The organism is Luteibacter sp. (genome assembly GCF_009912395.1).
Classification (GTDB): domain Bacteria; phylum Pseudomonadota; class Gammaproteobacteria; order Xanthomonadales; family Rhodanobacteraceae; genus Luteibacter.
Map to the genome: position 1 here is coordinate 39,658 of NZ_WNDO01000034.1, position 18,312 is coordinate 57,969.

The following is an 18,312-nucleotide window of genomic DNA, read 5'->3' on the forward strand; positions in this document are numbered from 1 at the left end:
GGGCGAGCATCACGCGCAGGGGTTCGAAGTCGCGTTCCAGTTCGGTGTTGTCGGCGTCGAGCTTGGTCTTCATGCGTATCTCTGTTCCGGGCGGGCGCCAGGTGGCCCGCCGTGGTGCCTAGTTCATCGCCCCGTGGGGCGGCGGCGACGGCGCCGCAGGGGCAATCTACCGACTGTTTATGGCAAAGCCCGGGCAAAGTGACCCTGGAGCGCCCCAGCGCTTGCGAAAGACGCGCCGCGCGTTGCACCCTGCGCACGTCGATTCACTTCTCACGGAATGCACATGGCCCGCAGCATCGCCATCGTCGAAGACGAACCCCTGATCCGCGCCAACTACGTCGAGGCGCTGAACCGCTTCGGTTACGAGACGCGTGGCTATGGCTCGCGCTCGGAGGCCTCCAACGCCTTCGCCATGCGCCTGCCGGAGCTGGTCATCATCGACATCGGCCTGGGTGACGAGCCCGAAGGCGGTTTCGATCTTTGCCGCGAGCTGCGGGCCAAGTCGGCCACGCTGCCGCTCATCTTCCTCACCGCCCGCGATTCGGATTTCGACGTGATCTCGGGCCTGCGCCTGGGCGCCGACGACTACCTGTCGAAGGACACCAGCCTGCACCAGCTCGCCGCGCGCATCGCGGCGCTGTTCCGTCGCATCGAATCGCTGAAGGCGCCCGCGTCGAGTGAGACGGTGATCGAGTATGGTCCGCTGCGCCTGGAATCCGAGCGCATGCGCGTCACCTGGAACCAGACCGAGATCCCGCTGACCGTCACCGAGTTCTGGATGGTCCACACGCTGGTGCGATTCCCCGGCCACGTGAAGAACCGCGACCAGCTCATGCGCGAAGCCGAGCTGGTGGTGGACGATGCCACCATCACCTCGCACATCAAGCGCATCCGCAAGAAGTTCGTCGCGCTGGCGCCGGATTTCGACGCGATCGAAACGGTGCACGGCGTCGGCTACCGCTGGACGCCGTAAAGCGATCTGCCCGATGCCTGCCACCGTTGTAGGAGCGTGCTTGCACGCGATAAGCCGACGAAGCGGTGATGCCGCTTACGACATGCGCCGTCGCCTGTCGCGCGCAAGCGCGCTCCTACAGGGTGGCGGTGCGGTATGAATCTCCGACGCAAACTCCTCCTCGTCGCCCTCTGCACGCTGGCCCTTCCCGTGGCCGGCTGGCTTTACGTACGGCAGATGGAAACCCTGCTACGTGAAGGCCAGGCCCAGGCGCTGGTGGCCTCGGCGCGTGCGCTCGCGCGCAGCTTGGTCGTGGTGGATGCGCCGTTGCCGCCTGCCGGGAAATCCTGGTACGTGCAGCGCGCCAACGTGCCCATCACCATCGACGGCTACGGTGACGACTGGGCGCCGCTGAGCCCCTGGGCCCAGTCGCTCGACCGCAACGCGCGGGTGATGCTGGCCGAAGACGATCGCTGGTTCTACGCCTATATCGATGTTCGTGCGCCCTCGCGTCGCCGTGCCGACGCGGGCGATCGCCTGGCCCTCTCGGCCGACCATCTCATCGTCACCATCGCCAGCGGTGACGACGCCCAGCGCTATCTATTGGCCAGCGCGGCGCCGGGACCGACCACGGCCATCGCCCTCGATCCCGGGGCGGGCGTGCTGCCCGACCGCATCAACGCGCAATGGCAGGAAGACGGCGGTGGCTTCCATGCGGAGTTCCGCCTGCCGCGCGGCCTGCGCCTGGATCATTTCGGCGTCGGCGTGCACCTGGCGGCCGACGGCAATGTCGAGCCCTTGTCCGCCGACAACCGCCCCTTGCTCGATTTCTCCCAGTCGCTTTCGCAGGAGCTGGCGCGGCTGGCGCCGGATGGCGTGCGTGTCCGCGTCCTTTCGCCGGACGCCTGGTTGCTGGGCCAGGCTGGCCGCCTTTCGTTGCCCGACATGCCGGCGGCCGAGCGCCCCGGCTGGTTCGCTTCGCTGGTCTACCGTTCGCTGCTGGCCACGCGTCTGGACGATGCCGCGCCGTGGGCCGAGGACGCGCCCCGCATCGATCTGCCCGAGGTCCGCCGGGCGCTCCAGCAGGATCATCCCTCCACGGCATGGCGCGCCGGCGAAGCACGCGGCAGCGTGGTGCTCGCCGCAGCCATGCCGGTGACCATGCGCGGCAAGCTGCACGGCGTCGTGCTGCTGGAGCAGCCGAGCCGTTCCGTACCGTTGCTGGCGAACCGTGCGCTGTTTGGTCTGCTGATCACCAGCTTTGTCGTGCTGCTGGTTGCCGGCGGCGTGTTGCTCATGTTCGCCACGCGCCTCACCTTCCGCTTGCGTCGCCTGCGCAACGCCGCCGAGCGTGCGCAGGCCAACGACGGACGGCTGGATGGCCCGTTCCCGCTTACCGACGCCACCGACGAACTGGGCGACCTCGCGCGCAGCTTCGAGCGACTGTTCGAGGTGGTGGGCGGATACACCGACTACCTGCGCACGCTGGCGTCCAAGCTCTCGCACGAACTCAACACGCCGCTGGCGATCGTGAAATCGTCGCTGGACAACCTCGACCATGCGGGTCTGCCGAAGGAGGCCGAGCCCTATCTCGCCCGCGCCCGCGACGGCGTGGCGCGACTGGGCGCGCTGGTCCGAGCGATGAGCGAGGCCAGCCGCATGGAGCGCGCCATCGCGGCCGCCGAGGCCGAGGACGTGAACCTCGCCGAGATCGTCCAGGGCTGCGCCGATGGGTACCGTGAACTGGCCGGCCAGCGGCGCCTCGACACGGAACTGCCACCCGATCCGGTGCATATGCATGTCGCGCCCGAGCTGATTGCCCAGGCCCTGGACAAGCTGTTCGACAACGCCATCTCCTTCACCCCCGCCGACGGCTGGCTGCGCATCAGCCTGCGCACGGTGGCCGACGGCGCCGAGATCGAACTGGCCAACCAGGGGCCGCCGCTGCCGGCCGCGATGCAGGGCCGACTGTTCGATTCGCTGGTGAGCCTGCGCGACAAGGCCACCCCGGGCGACGCCCCCCACCTGGGCCTGGGCCTCTACGTCGTCCGCCTGGTCGCCGAGCGCCACAACGGCACGGCCAGCGCCCGCAACATCGAAGGCGGCGTGGCCTTCACCCTCCACCTGCGCGGCATGCCCCGCCAGCGCCTGGCCTGAGGAGCCTCACCCTTGCAGGAGCGCGCTTGCGCGCGATCGGCCGACCCGGCGCGCGTCACATCGCCCTTTCGGCCTACAATCGGGAGTCACCCCTCAATGCACTGCCCATGATCTCCCGCGAACAATTCGACGCCTATGCCGCGCAGGGCCACACCCGTATCCCGCTGGTGCGCGAGGTCTTCTCGGACCTCGATACCCCGCTGTCGGTGTACCTGAAGCTGGCCGACGGCCCGTACACCTTCCTGTTCGAATCGGTCGAGGGCGGCGCGACCTGGGGACGCCACTCCATCATCGGCTTGCCGGCGCGGCGCGTGTATCGCCTGCGCGGCCACGAACTGGAAGTGGAGGAGAGCGGCGAGGTCATCGAGCGTCGCCATCTCGACGATCCGCTCGCCGAGATTGAGGTGCTGCGCAAGCAGTACGACGTGCCGAAGCTTCCCGACCTGCCGTTCTTTACCGGCGGCCTCGTCGGCTACTTCGGCTTCGAGACCATCGGCTACATCGAAGAACGCCTCGCCCAGTGGGACAAGCGCGACGAACTCGGCACGCCCGACGTCCTGCTGATGCTGGCCGACGAAGTGGCCGTGTTCGACAACCTCAAGGGCCGCCTGTATCTCATCGTGCACGCCGACCCGTCGCGCCCGCAGGCCTATGCGGAGGCGTCGCGTCGCCTCGATACGCTGGCCTTCCGCCTGCGCCAGGGTGGCGTCTCCTACCCGCAGTTGCAGCAGCCGGCCGCGCTCGACGAATCCGATTTCAAATCCTCGTTCACTCGCGAGGAATACGAGGCCATGGTTCGCAAGGCGCAGGAATACATCCGCGCCGGCGACATCTTCCAGGTGGTGCCCTCGCAGCGCCTGAGCATCGGTTTCAACGCGCGCCCGGTCGACGTCTACCGCGCGCTGCGCGCGATGAATCCGTCGCCGTACATGTTCTTCATCGACATCGGCACCACGCAGATCGTCGGCTCGTCGCCGGAGATCCTCGTGCGCCTGCTCAACGGCCGCGTGGTGCTGCGTCCCATCGCCGGCACGCGCCGCCGTGGCAAGGACGAGGCCGAGGACAAGGCCCTCGAAACCGAGCTGCTGGCCGACCCGAAAGAGCGCGCCGAACACCTCATGCTCATCGACCTGGGCCGCAACGACGTGGGCCGCGTCAGCGAGACGGGCTCGGTGGAACTGGCCGAGTCCTACGTGGTGGAGCACTACTCCCACGTCATGCACATCGTCTCCCAGGTCGAGGGCAATATCCGCGGCGACATGAGCTTTATGGACGTCATCAAGGCCACCTTCCCGGCGGGCACGGTCAGCGGTGCGCCGAAGATTCGCGCCCTGGAGATCATCCAGGAGCTGGAGCCCTTCAAGCGCAACATCTACGCCGGCGCGATCGGCTGGCTGGGGTGGTGGGGCGACGCGGACACCGCCATCGCCATCCGTACGGCCGTGATCCAGGATGGCCGCCTGCACGTGCAGGCCGGCGGCGGCATCGTCTACGACTCCGACCCGGCCGCCGAGTGGGAGGAAACCATGAACAAGGGTCGCGCGCTGTTCCGTGCCGTCGCCCAGGCCGCCAAAGGACTCTGAACCATGGACACCCGCGTTCTCATCGTCGCCGGCTCCATCGCCGTCATGGCGGCCACCAGCAATGCACCCGTGCAGGCCCGCGAGGCGTGGAGCGACGACGTCGCCTCGCGCACGCAGGCGCTGGCGCTGCTGGAAACACTCAACGCCGACCTGCTCAGCCATCCCAGCGCCACGCTCACCTTGGAGCGCTGGTGCGGTGATCACGGCCTGGCTGGCGAGGCGAAGATCCTCGCCCGTCGCGTGAAGGGCCAGGACAAGCCGTTGGCTCCCGAAGATCGCAAGGCCCTGGGCATCGGTCCCGACGAGCCGGTGCGCTACCGTCGCGTGCAACTCGCCTGCGGCGAGCACGTGCTGTCCGAGGCCGATAACTGGTACGTTCCCGCGCGCCTCACCGCGGAGATGAACCACATCCTCGACACCACCGACCAGCCCTTCGGCAAGGTCGTGCAGGATCTACATTTCCGTCGCCAGACGATCAGCGCCGACCTGCTCTGGGCGCCGCTGCCCAAGGGCTGGGAAATGGACGCGCCGCTACCCGCCTCGCACCCTGGCGCGCTGACGATCCCGCACGAGGTGCTTCGCCATCGCGCGGTCCTCTACACCGCCGCCAACGAGCCCTTCAGCCTGGTGGTGGAGACGTACACCTCCGAGGTGCTGGCGTTCGGCAAGCGCTAGGGATGGGGGCGGACCGTGTCCGCGAACCCTCAGGTCAGCTATCGCGAAGGAGGCCATGTCTTTGATGGTGGGGGTTTCCTGTTTCACTCGCACAATGCCGGCTGCCGCCGGATCGCGGACACGGTCCGCTCCCACCAAGCGCGCTCTTGAGGGTAATACCTCCCGGCTACCCCATCCGGCCGAATTGCCTCGCCGTCGCCCCGGGACGAACCTGTCCCCGTCGCCGACGGAGGGCGTTCCATGAGCGTGTCGACCTTGCCCGGTGCCCGGATGGCCACCGTCACCCCCAGCGCTGCCGCCTTCGGCGCGCTGCTCACGGTCGCGGGATCGCCGCGCCTGGGACCCCAACCGAACTCGCTCGACAATGCCGTCAGTTGTGCCACGCACTGGGTACGCCTTTCCGACGGTCGTCGTCCCGATGCGATGTGGCTGGAAGCCGGGGCGATGATGCAGAAGCGCGTCGCCCGCGGTGAATGGCTTCGCTACCTGCGCCGCATGCGCGTCGATCGCGGGCCGCTGCTGTCGCGCGAATGGTTCGAGGTGACTCGCGTACGCGACCCGAGTGGGTTGCCCGAAGGCGATTACCTCAACGTGATCTTCATCTCGCGCTTCGCCCACGCGACCCAGTACGAGACGGTGTCCCTCGCACCCGGCGCACAAGGCTGGCTACCCGTAGGCTACGTGGTACGCCCCGTCCAACGCGACGGCACACTGTAGGAGCGCGCTTGCGCGCGATGGGGTGTGCCGTAACGTGTGATCGCGCGCAAGCGCGCTCCTACAGGGCTTCGTCCAGCGCTTTGTAGAAGCGTTCGGGGGCTTCGAGCATCGGCGAATGCCCCAGTCCCTCCAGCGGAATCAGCTTTGCCCCGGGGATCCGCTCCGCCGCCTCGCGCCCCAGCACCGGGTAATCGCCGAGCTTCGCCTGCACATCCGATGGCGCCGCATCCCTGCCCACCGCCGTCCGGTCACGCTGCCCGATGATCAGCACCGTCGGTACGCGGATCTGTGGGAACTCGTAAACCACCGGCTGGGTAAAGATCATGTCGTACGTCAGTGCCCCGGCCCACGCCGCGGCCTCCTTGCCGGAGCCTTCGTACATCCCCGCCTGCATCACCACCCACGGGTCGTATTCCGGCTTCCACGTGCCATCGTAATAACTCTTCAGCTGGTACGCGCGAATACTCGCGTACGAGGTCTTCAATTCACCGCGATACCAATCATCCACGCTGCGCCACGGCACGCCTTTGGCTTTCCAGTCCTCCAACCCGATCGGATCGACCAGCACCAGCTTCTCGACACCTTGCGGGAACATCAGCGCATACCGTGCGCCGACCATGCCGCCCATCGAATGCGCGACGACGGTGGCCTTGTCCACGCCCAGGCTTGCCAGCAGTGCATGGGTGTTCGCCGCCAGCTGGTGGAAGCTGTATTGGTAGCCATGCGGCTTGGACGACTTGCAGAAGCCGATCTGGTCGGGAATCACCACGCGATACCCTTCGCCGCGCAAGCGCTCGGCCGTGGCGCCCCAATACGCGCCGCAGAAATTCTTGCCATGCAGGAGCACGACGATGCGCCCGTTCGGCTTTGTCGGTTTCACGTCCATATAGGCCATTTCCAGCGACTGGCCCTGGCTTTCCACCGGGAACATGGCGACGGGATAAGGGTATTCGGCACGTTCCAGCCGAGGACCGAGGTCCTTCACCGCGGGCGCGTCATCGGCGAAAGCGGCAAGCGGAAGGAGGGCGAGGCAAAGCAACAGGCGACGCATGGGCAAACTCCCGTGACGGATGTCCCAAGACTAACGCCGTCGATGCGCAGGTCGTGTTGGCAAAAGGCATACTGGGGCGCCGATTCCCCTTCAAGGGCCTACGCCATGACAGACCAGGACACCCCGGCACGCGAATACACCCGCCCCCCGATGACGCGTGGCGTCGATCCGCAGCGCATGAACTGGTTATGGCAACTGGTGTTGCAGGCCACCGACCTCGATCCGGCCGATGTACGCCAGGCGTTGAACGCCGTCGGTGTCGCGGCCACGGACCAGCGACTGGCGAGCTGGCAGGCGTCTGATCGCGACGAGAACTACTTCCCGCTGACCATCGCCGAACTGGAGCGCAACCTGCGCGCGGTCATCGCCTGGAAAGCGAAGCGCACGCAGGTTGCCGAAGACATCGTCGCTCAGGAATAGCGTTCGGACAGGAAACGGAAGAACGCGCGCAGGCCCTGCGCTTCGCCACCGCGCGGATGCGCCGGGCGATCGCCGTCGTTCCACGAGTAGGTGTCCAGGTGCATCCAGTTCTGGCTGTCGGGGATGAACCGCTCCATGTACAGCGCCGCCGTGATCGCACCGGCGTGGCGTGACGGCCCCGCGTTGGCGAAGTCGGAGATGTAGGAGTCGAGCATGCGGCGGTACGGACGCCACAGCGGCAGGCGCCACATCGGGTCGTGTACCGCTTCGGCCGCGCCGATCACGTGGTCGGCGAGCTGGTCGCGATTGGTGAACAGCGCCGGCAGGTCCGGCCCCAGCGCGACGCGCGCGGCACCGGTGAGGGTGGCGAAGTCCACGATCAGGTCAGGTGCCTGCTCGGCCGCGAAGGCGAGGGCGTCGCAGAGGATCAGGCGACCTTCGGCATCGGTGTTGTCCACTTCCACCGTGTGGCCACCACGGGTGCGGATGACCTCGCCCGGGCGCATGGCGTTGCCGGCGATGGCGTTTTCGACGGCGGGCACCAGCAGGGTAAGGCGCACGGGCAGGCGCGCGCGCATGACGAGGCCGGCCAGCGCGATCGCGTGTGCCGCGCCGCCCATGTCCTTCTTCATCCAGCGCATGCCGTCGGACGGCTTGATGTCCAGGCCGCCGGTATCGAAGCACACGCCCTTGCCCACGATGACCAGCTTGGGGTTGGAGTTCTTGCCCCAGGTCAGCTCGATGAGGCGCGGCGGACGATGGCTGGCGCGACCCACCGCGTGGATGGTGGGGAAGTTCGCTTCCAGCAGTTCGTCGCCGACCCACTCGCGCACCTTCGCCTTGTGCTCGGCGGCGTGCGCGCGGATGGCCTCGGACAACTGCTCCGGACCCATGTCCTCAGTGGGCGTGTTGACCAGGTCGCGCACTTGCATGGTGGCTTCGATCACCGGCTGCAGCGAACGCAGGGTGGCGCCTTCCACACACAGCGATGCCGGCTCGCGACCCTTGGTGTTGCGATAACGCTCAAAGCGATACGCGCCCAGCGCCCAGCCCAGGGCGAGCAGGTCGTGGTCGTCGATGACGCCGTCGTCGGCGATCTCGTAGCTGCCCTCCGGCAGGCGGCGCGGCAGGTCGCCGAAGGACGGCAGTGGATCGGTGCGATCCACGCCTACCAGCACGCGGGCGACGTGGCCCTTGGCATCCGGCAGCAGGGCGACGGCACCCGGCACGGGCCGAAACCCGGTCGTTGCCAGCCACTGGCGGTGTGCCGCTCCCAAGCGCGCTTCGGAGGCTGCCATGCCAGCAGCATCGACGGTTTCGATGAGGACGACGTTGCGCTTTCCAGACCTGCGTTCGATCAACGACATTACGGCTCCCGTGCCTCGCGGTGGTTGGCGACCGCGTCAATGGGTGGTTGCAATCGGTGGGTGCCTATTCTACCGGTGCGCGTCGACGGCGGTGTCAATCCAGTCGGCAAGAGCGGTCATGTCGGCGAACTCGAAATCGGGCTCGGGACCATGCGACCAGCGCTCGCCCGTACGATTAAGCCAGACCGTGCGCAGGCCGGCCTGATGTGCGCCGACCACGTCCAGTAGCGGATCGTCGCCCACGTGGAGGATCTCGGCGGGCGAGACGCCCAGTTCGGCGGCGGCGGCGAGGAAGATCTTCGGATCGGGCTTGGCCACGCCAATCTGGCCGGCACTCAACCGTGCCTTGAAGAGGTGGTGCAGGCCGATCATTTCCAGGTCGGCATTGCCGTTGGAGACGCTGGCGATGGGCACCTTGGCGGCGATCCGTTCCAGCGCGGCGAGGCTGTCGGGATACAGCTCCACGTTGTTGCGTGCCACGTAGTAGATGCGCCACAACGCTTCGACCGGGGCATCCTCGATGCCGCAGGTGGCGAAGGCATGACGGATGGTGAGGCGGCGCTGCTCGCTGAAATCGTGGGCGAGATGGGGGTAATCGTTGGAGATCTTCTCGCGCAGCTCGCGCATGGCCTCGATGGGCCATGCGCGGGCGACGACGGGATGATGTTCCTTGAGCCAGCGGTCGGCGCAGTGCTCGGCCTCGATCAGGGCCGGCAGTACCGGCCACAGGGTGTCGTCGAGGTCGAGCGAGACGGCGCGGATCAGCACGGCTTAGCGCGCACCGATCTTGAGCACCTGGCCGGGCTTGACGTTGTTGTCCTTCAGGCCGTTCAGGGCGCGAAGGTGGTCCACGTCGATGTTGTTGCGCTTGGCGATGGAGTAGAGCGTGTCACCGGCCGACACCTTGTAGGTGCGCGACGCGGCGGCAGGCTTCTTCTCGGCCTTGGCGGTTTCCTTCTTCTCGACCTTGGCCGGCTTCGCGTCGACGGCCTTGGCAGGCTTGGCCTCGCTGACCTTCGGGGTTTCGATCTTGTCCGAGGGCTTCTCGGCACCGTTGGCCGCCGGGGCCAGCGGCTTGGCGACCGGCTTGCCCTTCACGGTGACGACGTCGGTGGTGACCTTGGCGAACTTGCCGCCGCGCTTCACGTTGTCGGAGACGGTGACGGCTTCGGCGCGGATGCCGGTGAAGGCCGCATGCGCCGTGGTGGCGACGCTGCCCTGCACCTTCGCGAACTGCGACGGCTCGGCGGCCACGGCCGATGCCTTGGCTTCCTTCGTCTTGCCGCCCTTGCCCTTGGTTTCGGCCTTGGCGACGGCTTCCTTCGACGGTTCGGCGGCGGCTGCGGCCGCAGCGGCCACGGTCGGCGTGGTCATCGGCTGGCCCGCCGTCGGACGCGTGCCGACGATGGAGGCGATCTTCGCGCGACGTGCGGCATCGCCCGAGGCGAGCGCCATGCCATCGGCGTACGGCACCAGGCTATGCGCGCGCAGCAGCGAGCTGCCGGCGCTGGAGGTGACGAAGGAGAGGAACTCCTTCACGTCGGCCGCCTTCGGGCTGGTGTCGTTGCTGACCAGGTAAAGCTCGGTGTAGAGCGGATAGCTGCCGCTGGACACCGTGGACGACGACGGCGCGATACCGTCGATCGAAAGGATCTTGAGCTTCTTGTTGCCCGCCGCACCCGCGAGGGTGGTGGCGCCGAGGCCATGGCGATCGAGGGTGACACCCTCTTCAAGCTTGGCGACGTTCACGTACAGGCGCGGCGAGGCCACCGGCTGGTTGCCGCGTCCGAACAGCAGCTTGCGCATGCTGAACTCCACGCCGTCGCCGGGGCTGGCCACCGAGTAAAGGTTGATCGGCGCATCGTCGCCGCCCAGTTCCTTCCAGTTGGTGATGCGGCCCATATAGATCTCGTGGAGATCCTTCAGCGACAGGTTGCTCACCGGGTTGGACGGGTAGGTGACCATCACCAGCGCGTCCCACGCCACCGGCGTGAAGGTCAGCGACTGTTCCGCGGCACCCATGCTCGGACGGGCCGAACCGGCGAGGTCCGCCGTGCCCTTGACCACGGCATCGATGCCGGAGGCGGTGTTGAAGGGCTGCAGTTCGATCTTGCCCTTGCCGGACTTTTCCCAGGCCTTGGCGACATCGGTGACCACGCCGCGCGCGGTGGTGATGTCGCCACGCCAGACCAGTTGCGATCCGGCGGCAAGAACGGTGGCGGAGGCGCTAAGGCCGATCAGCGTGGCGGTGAACAGTCGCGCGAGACGAAGAGACATGGACGGCAAGAACCTCGGAAGGAACGGGGTTGGGCTGGAAGGGCGCAATTGTGGGCTATTGAGGGCCCGCGCGCACCATTGACGTCGTTCAGCATCCTGCCGGTGGTATTCCGAACGTTAGCTGACGCTGTCGGCGCGTGGGCCCATCGCGCGCAAGCGCGCTCCTACAGGACCACGTAGTAGACCGCGTTGTCACGGACGATCGAGAGTAGCAGCTGCCTGATGGGCAGCGAGCCCGTCGTCGGCAGCGACTTCACGCCGTTGATCCGTTGCTGGGCGATGGCGACGATCACGTCGCCGTCACGCAGCCCGGCCTGGTACGCGGCGGAGCTGGGCGACACCCCGCTCAGTGCCACGCCATACAGGCCCTGCGATTTCTGTTCCGGCGAGAGGTCGTTCAACGTGATCCCGGCCAGGCGCTTGTCGACCTTCGCGCCGTCCAGTGTCGCCAGCTTCACCGCTTCGATGGTGGCCTCCACGTCGCGCGGCGTGCCGTCGCGCCTCACCGCCAGCTTCACCTTCGCGCCCAGCGGCAGCAGGCCCTCGGCGTTGCGCAAGTCCTGCGCACCACGCACCGGCTTGCCGTCGATGCTGGTAAGCACGTCGCCTGTCTGCAGGCCCGCGCCATCGGCCGGCGAGCCTTGGTTCACCCGCGTGACAACGGCACCGGTGGTGTCCTTCAGCCCTAGTGCCTGGGCGATGCGCGGCGTGATGTCCTGCACCTCCACGCCCAGGTTTCCGCGGCGGACCTTGCCGTAGGCCAGCAACTGCTTCATCACCCCGGTGGCGAGGTCGGTGGGGATCGCGAAGCCGATGCCGACGTTGCCGCCCGACGGCGTGAAGATCATCGAGTTGATGCCGACCAGTTCGCCGCGCAGATTCACCAGTGCACCGCCGGAATTGCCGGGATTGATCGAGGCGTCGGTCTGGATGAAATTCTGGAAGCCCTTGCCCAGGCCCGAACGACCCAGCGCGGAGACCATGCCCGAGGTCGCCGTCTGGCCCAGGCCGAACGGATCGCCCACCGCCACCACGAAATCGCCGACGCGCAGCTGCGAGGAATCCGCGATGGGCAGCGCCTGGAGATGCTCGGCGGGAATCTGCAGCACCGCGAGGTCCGTGTCCGGATCGGTACCGACGATCTTCGCCTTCAGATCGCGGCCGTCCTGCAAGGTGACCGTGATGTCGTCCGCGCCACCGGCCACATGGTTGTTGGTGAGCACATAGCCCTTCTCGGCATCCACGATCACGCCCGAGCCCAGGCTCTGCGCTACGCGCTCGCGGGGCACGCCCTGGTTGCCGAACAACTGGCGGAACAGCGGGTCGTCGAAATACGGATCGCGGGTGCGCACGCGCGTCTTCGTGGAGACGTTCACCACGGCCGGCGTCACCTTCGCCAGCATCGGCGCGAGAGAGGGCAGCGGTTCACCGTTGACGGCCGGCGGCAAGGCCGCGAAGGCGGGCGAGGCCAGCAACATGGCAAGGGCCGCGCCGAGTAGCGAACGACGACGGTACCGATGAAGACGAGAGGGCATGCAGACGCTCCTTGGCAGGTGTGCTCCGGGCACGTGGATCGCCGCTTTCGACCACGCCGGCACGCATCGGTTTCATGACGCGCGAAAGGTGTTTCCGACACTTTACATCGCCACTGGCCGGGGGTAAGGTTCGCCTCGAACGCAACCACAACATCTTGTGTTTTGTTATCGGGTCTTCATCAACTTGTGGTGGTGTCGATCCTGAGGTTCACGCTACAAGCCATCGTCGGCAAACGGATTTCCGTAGACGACGTGGGTGGTACGAAAGATGGTCGGCGTCGCTCTCGGGGGGAGGCGTCGAGGAATGCACCGACGCTGGCATAGAAAAGCCGGACACACGACCGGCTACGAGGATCGCAACGACATGAGCAGTGCACGTGCGCAAGCCATGGGGCTCGACACCGCGACCATTCCGCTCCAGCCCGCCTCGTACGACATCTGGGACAAGAAGTACCGCCTGAAGGCCAAGTCCGGCGAGGCGGTGGATGCTTCCGTCGACGCCACCTGGCAGCGCGTCGCCCGCGCGCTCTCCGATGTGGAAGCCACGCCCGAGCTGCGCGAGCACTGGTACGACCGTTTCCTCTGGGCGCTGCGCCGCGGCGCGATCCCCGCCGGCCGCATCACCTCCAACGCTGGCGCGCTGGCGCACAAGCCCGCCACCTCCACGATCAACTGCACCGTCTCCGGCACCATCCATGACTCGATGGACGACATCCTGGAGAAGGTGCACCAGGCCGGACTCACCCTGAAGGCCGGCTGCGGCATCGGCTACGAGTTCTCGACGCTGCGCCCGCGCGGCGCCTACGTGTCCGGCGCCGGTGCCTACACGTCCGGTCCGCTGTCCTTCATGGATATCTACGACAAGATGTGCTTCACCGTCTCGTCCGCCGGCGGCCGCCGCGGCGCGCAGATGGGCACCTTCGACGTGAGCCATCCGGACGCCAAGGAATTCATCCGCGCCAAGCGCGAGAACGGCCGCCTGCGCCAGTTCAACCTCTCGCTGCTCATCACCGATGGCTTCATGGAGGCCGTGGAGCACGACAGCGATTGGCCGACCGTCTTCCCGATCCACGTGAAGGAGCGCGACGAGGTCGACTTCGACGACGCCAGTCAGGTCGTCTGGCGCGAATGGCCCACCACCGAGAACTATGTCGTCCGCGAGGATGGCCTGGTCGCCTGCAAGATCTACGGCCACATCCGCGCCCGCCATTTGTGGGACATGATCATGGTCTCGACGTACGACTACGCCGAGCCCGGGTTCATCCTCATCGACCGCGTCAACGAGATGAACAACAACTGGTGGTGCGAGCACATCCGCGCCACCAACCCCTGCGGCGAGCAGCCGCTGCCGCCGTACGGCTCCTGCCTGCTGGGCTCGGTGAACCTCACCGTGTTCGTGCGCGACCCGTTCGGCCCCAAGGCCCGCTTCGACTGGGACGAGTACCGCGAGGTCGTCCGCGTCTTCACCCGCATGCTCGACAACGTGGTGGAGATCAACGGCCTGCCGCTCGAAAGGCAGCGCGAGGAGATCCTCTCCAAGCGTCGCCACGGCATGGGCTTCCTGGGCCTGGGTTCCACGATCACCATGCTGAAGATGCGCTACGGCGCCGCCGAGGCGGTGGCATTCACCGAGGACGTGTCCCGCGAGATGGCCGTGGCCGGCTGGGAAGTGGCCCTGGACCTGGCGAAGGAAAAGGGACCAGCGCCCGTGCTGGCGCGCGACTATGCCGTGACCGGCGACATGCTGCGCAAGCGCCCGGAGATGGTGGCCGACGGCTGGAAGGTGGGCGACACCATTCGCGGCAGCGTGCTCCACGCGACGTACTCCCGCTACATGCAGCGCGTGGCCGGCGTGGCCCCGGAACTGGTGGCGGCCCTGGCTGAGACGGGCGCCCGCTTCACCCACCACACCTCCATCGCCCCCACCGGCACCATTTCGCTGAGCCTGGCCAACAACGCCTCCAACGGCATCGAGCCCAGCTTTGCCCACCACTACTCGCGCAACGTGATCCGCGAGGGCAAGAAATCGAAGGAAAAGATCGAGGTCTACAGCTACGAGCTGCTGGCCTACCGCGCTCTCATCAACGGCGAGGCCATGCCTTTCACCGACGACCCCAAGGCGCGCCTGCCCGAATACTTCGTGGCGGCCGACGATATCGGCCCGAAAGAGCACGTGGACATCCAGGCCGCCTCGCAGAAATGGATCGACAGCTCCATTTCGAAAACGGCCAACGTGCCCACCGATTATCCGTACGACGATTTCAAAGACATCTATTTTTACGCCTACAAGCAGGGTCTGAAGGGCTGCACCACCTTCCGTTTCAACCCCGCCGCGTTCCAGGGAGTGCTCGTCAAAGAGGCCGATCTTGAGAGCACCCTCTACCGCTTCGAATTGGAAGACGGTAGCGTTGTCGAACTGAAGGGCAACGACGAAGTTGAATATGACGGCGAGATGCACACCGCCGCCAACTTATTCGATGCCCTGAAGGAAGGTTATTACGGCAAGTTCTGACCCCCGCGGAGAGGGAAAATTTATGTCCATTGAAAACCAGACCGTCGAGGGCGAGTTGCCCGTTAACGACATCCAGCCCGAAGACAACGTCACCACCGTCACCGGTGAAGACGTTGCCTCGGACACCCACGCCTCGTCCGAGGAGTCGACCGAAGCCCATGCTCCGGTCGCCCCGAAGCCGGTGGTGAAAAAGAAGCCGGTCGCCAAGAAGGTGATCGAGGCCGTCCCGGCCCCGGCGCCGGCCGACCTGTTCGGCGGCGAAGCCAACCACAGCGATTCCGATTTCGCCGACCACCCGGTCGTCGCGGTCGTCAAGGAAAAGAAGCCGCGCAAGCCGGCCGTGAAGAAGGCCAAGCCGGCTCCGGCCGCCGTCGCTCCGGTGGTGGAAGAGGCTCCGGCCGTCGAAGCCCCGGTCGCCGCGGCGCCGGTGAAGAAGGCCCGCAAGGTCGCCAAGAAGGTCGCCGCCAAGCCGGCCGCCGTCGAAGCTGCCCCGGCGAAGAAGGTCTCGGCCAAGAAGGCTCCGGCGAAGAAGGCCGCGGCTGAAGAGGCCGCTCCGGCCAAGAAGTCGTCCGCGAAGAAGGCCACCAAGAAGGCCGCTTCGAAGAAGGCTGCACCGAAGAAAGCCGCTGCCAAGAAAGCCGCCCCGAAGAAGGCTGCGGCCAAGAAGGCGGTGAAGAAGGCTGCTCCGAAGAAGGCTGCCGCCAAGAAAGCGGTGAAGAAGGCCGCTCCGAAGAAGGCCGCCGCCAAGAAGGCGGTGAAGAAGGCCGCTTCGAAGAAGGTTGCCGCCAAGAAGGCGGTGAAGAAGGCCGTCTCGAAGAAGGTCGCCGCCAAGAAGGCACCGGCGAAGAAGGTTTCGGCCAAGAAGGCCGTGAAGAAGGTCGCCGTCAAGAAGGGCGGCCGCAAGGCAGCTGTGAAGAAGGCCGTCAAGAAGGCAGCCAACCGCGTCGTCCGCAAGGCGACGGCCGCCAAGAAGGCGGTGAAGAAGGCAGTCGGCAAAGTCGCCCGCAAGGTGACGGGCCGCGCTGCTGCCAAGAAGACGGTCCGCAAGGCCGCAGGTAAGACGGTCGCCCGCAAGGCGACCGGCAAGAAGACTGTCGCCAAGGCGGCGGTCAAGAGGTCCACTGCCAGCAAGACCGGCCGTACGTCGGCGCGTAAGACCGCCGGCCGTGGCCGTCGTAAGTAAGTAGCACCCATCCGACCCGGCGCTCGCGCCGGGTCGGATACCCGCGGCGACCCCGCGACCCGGTCAGCAGGAACACGCACCATGGCGATCAGGATCGACAAGAAGATCAAGGGCTACCAGGTCGTCAAACCCGACGACAAGCCCGCACCGATCGCCGCACCGGCCGAGGAGCCCGAGGCCGAAGTCATCCAGATGCACGAAAGCCTGGAGCGCCCGGAGACCCTCGTCGGCAACACGTACAAGATCAAGTCGCCGCTCTTCGAGCACGCGCTGTACGTGACCATCAACGACATCGTGCTCAACCCAGGCACCCCCCACGAGCAGCGCCGTCCCTTCGAGCTTTTCATCAACTCGAAGAACATGGACCACTTCCAGTGGATCGTGGCGCTCACCCGTATTCTCTCCGCCGTCTTCCGCAAGGGAGGCGACGTGACCTTCATCGTCGAAGAGCTCAAGGCCGTCTTCGACCCCCGTGGCGGCTACTTCAAGGCCGGCGGCATCTACATGCCCAGCATCGTCGCCGAGATCGGCGCCGTCATCGAACAGCACATGAAGTCGATCGGCCTGATCCACGACCCCGACATGAGCGAGGCCACCCGCCAGCTCATCGCGGAAAAACGCGCCGCCTACGAAAAAGCCACCGCCACGACACCCCCTGTAGGAGCGCGCCTTGCGCGCGACCCAGCCGCCGAATCATCCCCGACGGATGCCGAGCCTCCCAGCCACACCAACGCAGCCGGCTTCCCTGCTGGCGCGACGCTGTGCAGCAAGTGCAATACCCAGGCCCTGGTGATGATGGACGGGTGTCAGACGTGTTTGAATTGTGGGTATTCGAAGTGCGGGTAAGCGTGACCCCATGACCCGCACCACTACTTAAGTCTCCCGGTCCCTCTTAATGAGTCCTTTGAGCTCATCGACCGTAATGACCTCTTTCTTTCGATGCAGCATGGCGTGACAGTTAGGACATACAGGGATCAAGTCCCTAATAGGATCAACGACGTAGGGCCCGTTGATTGTTGAGATCGGGGTATGGTGGTGAACGTGAATGAAGCCGTTGCCCCATGGGCCATAGGCTTTCCCGAAGTCAATGCCGCACACCTGACACTGGTGGCCATAATGCTTTATGCATTGGGCCCTGGCTGAGGGGCTTCGTTCGTAGCGTTTGGCAATCGTCTCACTTGTCGCGCCCTCGATACGAAGCTCATCCTGATACGGAGTGGCGTCAGGAATATCGCTAGCGTTGTCCTGGGGCGTAAATGACCAACGGACCCCCACTGGAACTGTATCGTCCACCTGTGCGGGGTATCCGAGGCCTATATAGATAAAAGGCTCGGAGTTGTTCTCACGAAAGAAGATATGGACCTCCGCGCCAGGCTGAACCATGCGTGCGATGGATTCATGAGTGGCCTTGGCCCCGGTTTTACCTGTCCAGATGAGATCTCCTTTATCAAAGCTATTTGGATAGTCGTGCCCAGTCCTTCCTGCAACTCCAACATTGCAGAAAATGAAGTGTGCGCCCCGGTACGCGAAGTAGCCGTTGACGTACGGCCCCCATTTGGGGACAGGATGATCTTGCCCCCGTTTCACGGACACCCCTATAAGCGATTAACTATCGCAATAGGAGGTGGACGATGACCAAGAGCAAGGCAGGCAGAAAGGGGCAGGAGTTCAGCCTGGAGTTCAGGCAGCAGGCACTGTTGCGAGCGGCCACAGAAGGGGTAACCACGGTGGCTCGTGATCTGGGGTTGCAGCCTGCCCAGCTGTACAGTTGGCGCGCCCAGGCGCGGCGGCACGACCAGGACGATCAGGCACAACGCTTGGAGTTGGCCGAACATGCACGGCTCAAACGTGAAGTGGCGCGGCTGGAGGAGGAGAACGCTTTC

The 18,312-nt window shown here is 66.0% G+C and carries 16 protein-coding genes; 10 read left to right on the forward strand and 6 right to left on the reverse strand.

The window, feature by feature from the left end:
* Window positions 1-283: 283 nt before the first annotated feature.
* From pdsR to GAK28_RS22295, 5 genes are all read left to right on the forward strand, one after another.
* Window positions 284-973, forward strand: a complete 690-nt coding sequence (pdsR, locus tag GAK28_RS22275) for a proteobacterial dedicated sortase system response regulator (RefSeq protein ID WP_291784547.1) — start codon at window positions 284-286, stop codon at window positions 971-973.
* 135 nt (window positions 974-1,108) lie between these two features.
* Window positions 1,109-3,109 (forward strand): ATP-binding protein, encoded by a 2,001-nt coding sequence (locus GAK28_RS22280; protein ID WP_291784549.1) that lies wholly within the window; start codon window positions 1,109-1,111, stop codon window positions 3,107-3,109.
* Between the two features lie 107 nt (window positions 3,110-3,216).
* Window positions 3,217-4,692 carry an anthranilate synthase component I gene (gene trpE, locus GAK28_RS22285; RefSeq protein WP_291784551.1) on the forward strand — a complete coding sequence of 492 codons (1,476 nt, stop codon included), beginning with the start codon at window positions 3,217-3,219 and terminating at the stop codon, window positions 4,690-4,692.
* A gap of 3 nt (window positions 4,693-4,695) precedes the next feature.
* Entirely contained in the window at window positions 4,696-5,367 is a 672-nt protein-coding gene (locus tag GAK28_RS22290; RefSeq protein WP_291784553.1) for a hypothetical protein, read from the forward strand.
* A gap of 240 nt (window positions 5,368-5,607) precedes the next feature.
* The gene (locus GAK28_RS22295) at window positions 5,608-6,084 is read left to right on the forward strand and encodes a DUF4019 domain-containing protein (RefSeq protein ID WP_291784555.1); all 477 of its coding nucleotides are present in this window, start codon (window positions 5,608-5,610) and stop codon (window positions 6,082-6,084) included.
* Window positions 6,085-6,142: 58 nt separating this feature from the next.
* Here the strand turns inward: GAK28_RS22295 and GAK28_RS22300 are convergent, their stop codons facing one another.
* Window positions 6,143-7,135, reverse strand: coding sequence for an alpha/beta hydrolase (locus GAK28_RS22300; RefSeq protein WP_291784557.1), 993 nt, complete (start codon window positions 7,133-7,135; stop codon window positions 6,143-6,145).
* A 105-nt stretch (window positions 7,136-7,240) separates the two neighbouring features.
* Between GAK28_RS22300 and GAK28_RS22305 the strand changes: the two genes are divergently transcribed.
* A complete protein-coding gene (locus tag GAK28_RS22305; RefSeq protein WP_291784559.1) occupies window positions 7,241-7,555 on the forward strand; it encodes a hypothetical protein in 315 nt (104 codons plus the stop codon).
* Here GAK28_RS22305 and GAK28_RS22310 read toward each other — a convergent pair.
* The 4 genes from GAK28_RS22310 to GAK28_RS22325 form a co-directional block, all read right to left on the reverse strand.
* On the reverse strand, window positions 7,546-8,922 hold the full coding sequence (locus tag GAK28_RS22310; RefSeq protein WP_291784561.1) for a leucyl aminopeptidase family protein: 1,377 nt from the start codon (window positions 8,920-8,922) through the stop codon (window positions 7,546-7,548). The two genes, GAK28_RS22305 and GAK28_RS22310, sit on opposite strands and share 10 nt — an antisense overlap.
* A gap of 69 nt (window positions 8,923-8,991) precedes the next feature.
* Window positions 8,992-9,690 carry an HAD family hydrolase gene (locus GAK28_RS22315; RefSeq protein WP_291784562.1) on the reverse strand — a complete coding sequence of 233 codons (699 nt, stop codon included), beginning with the start codon at window positions 9,688-9,690 and terminating at the stop codon, window positions 8,992-8,994.
* Between the two features lie 3 nt (window positions 9,691-9,693).
* Window positions 9,694-11,199 (reverse strand): substrate-binding domain-containing protein, encoded by a 1,506-nt coding sequence (locus GAK28_RS22320; protein WP_291784565.1) that lies wholly within the window; start codon window positions 11,197-11,199, stop codon window positions 9,694-9,696.
* 164 nt (window positions 11,200-11,363) lie between these two features.
* Window positions 11,364-12,734, reverse strand: a complete 1,371-nt coding sequence (locus GAK28_RS22325) for a Do family serine endopeptidase (RefSeq protein WP_291784567.1) — start codon at window positions 12,732-12,734, stop codon at window positions 11,364-11,366.
* Between the two features lie 364 nt (window positions 12,735-13,098).
* On the opposite strand from GAK28_RS22325, the gene GAK28_RS22330 reads away from it, so the two are divergent.
* From GAK28_RS22330 to GAK28_RS22340, 3 genes are all read left to right on the forward strand, one after another.
* The gene (locus tag GAK28_RS22330; protein WP_291784569.1) at window positions 13,099-15,246 is read left to right on the forward strand and encodes an adenosylcobalamin-dependent ribonucleoside-diphosphate reductase; all 2,148 of its coding nucleotides are present in this window, start codon (window positions 13,099-13,101) and stop codon (window positions 15,244-15,246) included.
* 670 nt (window positions 15,247-15,916) lie between these two features.
* A complete protein-coding gene (locus GAK28_RS22335; RefSeq protein ID WP_343161909.1) occupies window positions 15,917-16,429 on the forward strand; it encodes a hypothetical protein in 513 nt (170 codons plus the stop codon).
* 81 nt (window positions 16,430-16,510) lie between these two features.
* Complete coding sequence (locus GAK28_RS22340) at window positions 16,511-17,275, forward strand: NrdJb (protein ID WP_291784571.1); 765 nt, start codon at window positions 16,511-16,513, stop codon at window positions 17,273-17,275.
* Between the two features lie 27 nt (window positions 17,276-17,302).
* Here the strand turns inward: GAK28_RS22340 and GAK28_RS22345 are convergent, their stop codons facing one another.
* Window positions 17,303-17,812: an HNH endonuclease gene (locus GAK28_RS22345; protein ID WP_291784577.1), complete on the reverse strand. Its 510-nt coding sequence runs from the start codon at window positions 17,810-17,812 to the stop codon at window positions 17,303-17,305.
* Window positions 17,813-18,060: 248 nt separating this feature from the next.
* Between GAK28_RS22345 and GAK28_RS22350 the strand changes: the two genes are divergently transcribed.
* A partial coding sequence (locus tag GAK28_RS22350; RefSeq protein WP_291781585.1) for a transposase occupies window positions 18,061-18,312 on the forward strand: 252 nt, incomplete at its 3' end.

Coding starts and splice junctions, on each gene's coding strand:
- pdsR (WP_291784547.1), top strand. CDS start 284: ATGGCCCGCAGCATCGCCATCGTCGAAGACGAACCCCTGATCCGCGCC.
- GAK28_RS22280 (WP_291784549.1), top strand. CDS start 1,109: ATGAATCTCCGACGCAAACTCCTCCTCGTCGCCCTCTGCACGCTGGCC.
- trpE (WP_291784551.1), top strand. CDS start 3,217: ATGATCTCCCGCGAACAATTCGACGCCTATGCCGCGCAGGGCCACACC.
- GAK28_RS22290 (WP_291784553.1), top strand. CDS start 4,696: ATGGACACCCGCGTTCTCATCGTCGCCGGCTCCATCGCCGTCATGGCG.
- GAK28_RS22295 (WP_291784555.1), top strand. CDS start 5,608: ATGAGCGTGTCGACCTTGCCCGGTGCCCGGATGGCCACCGTCACCCCC.
- GAK28_RS22300 (WP_291784557.1), bottom strand. CDS start 7,135: ATGCGTCGCCTGTTGCTTTGCCTCGCCCTCCTTCCGCTTGCCGCTTTC.
- GAK28_RS22305 (WP_291784559.1), top strand. CDS start 7,241: ATGACAGACCAGGACACCCCGGCACGCGAATACACCCGCCCCCCGATG.
- GAK28_RS22310 (WP_291784561.1), bottom strand. CDS start 8,922: ATGTCGTTGATCGAACGCAGGTCTGGAAAGCGCAACGTCGTCCTCATC.
- GAK28_RS22320 (WP_291784565.1), bottom strand. CDS start 11,199: ATGTCTCTTCGTCTCGCGCGACTGTTCACCGCCACGCTGATCGGCCTT.
- GAK28_RS22325 (WP_291784567.1), bottom strand. CDS start 12,734: ATGCCCTCTCGTCTTCATCGGTACCGTCGTCGTTCGCTACTCGGCGCG.
- GAK28_RS22330 (WP_291784569.1), top strand. CDS start 13,099: ATGAGCAGTGCACGTGCGCAAGCCATGGGGCTCGACACCGCGACCATT.
- GAK28_RS22340 (WP_291784571.1), top strand. CDS start 16,511: ATGGCGATCAGGATCGACAAGAAGATCAAGGGCTACCAGGTCGTCAAA.
- GAK28_RS22345 (WP_291784577.1), bottom strand. CDS start 17,812: ATGGTTCAGCCTGGCGCGGAGGTCCATATCTTCTTTCGTGAGAACAAC.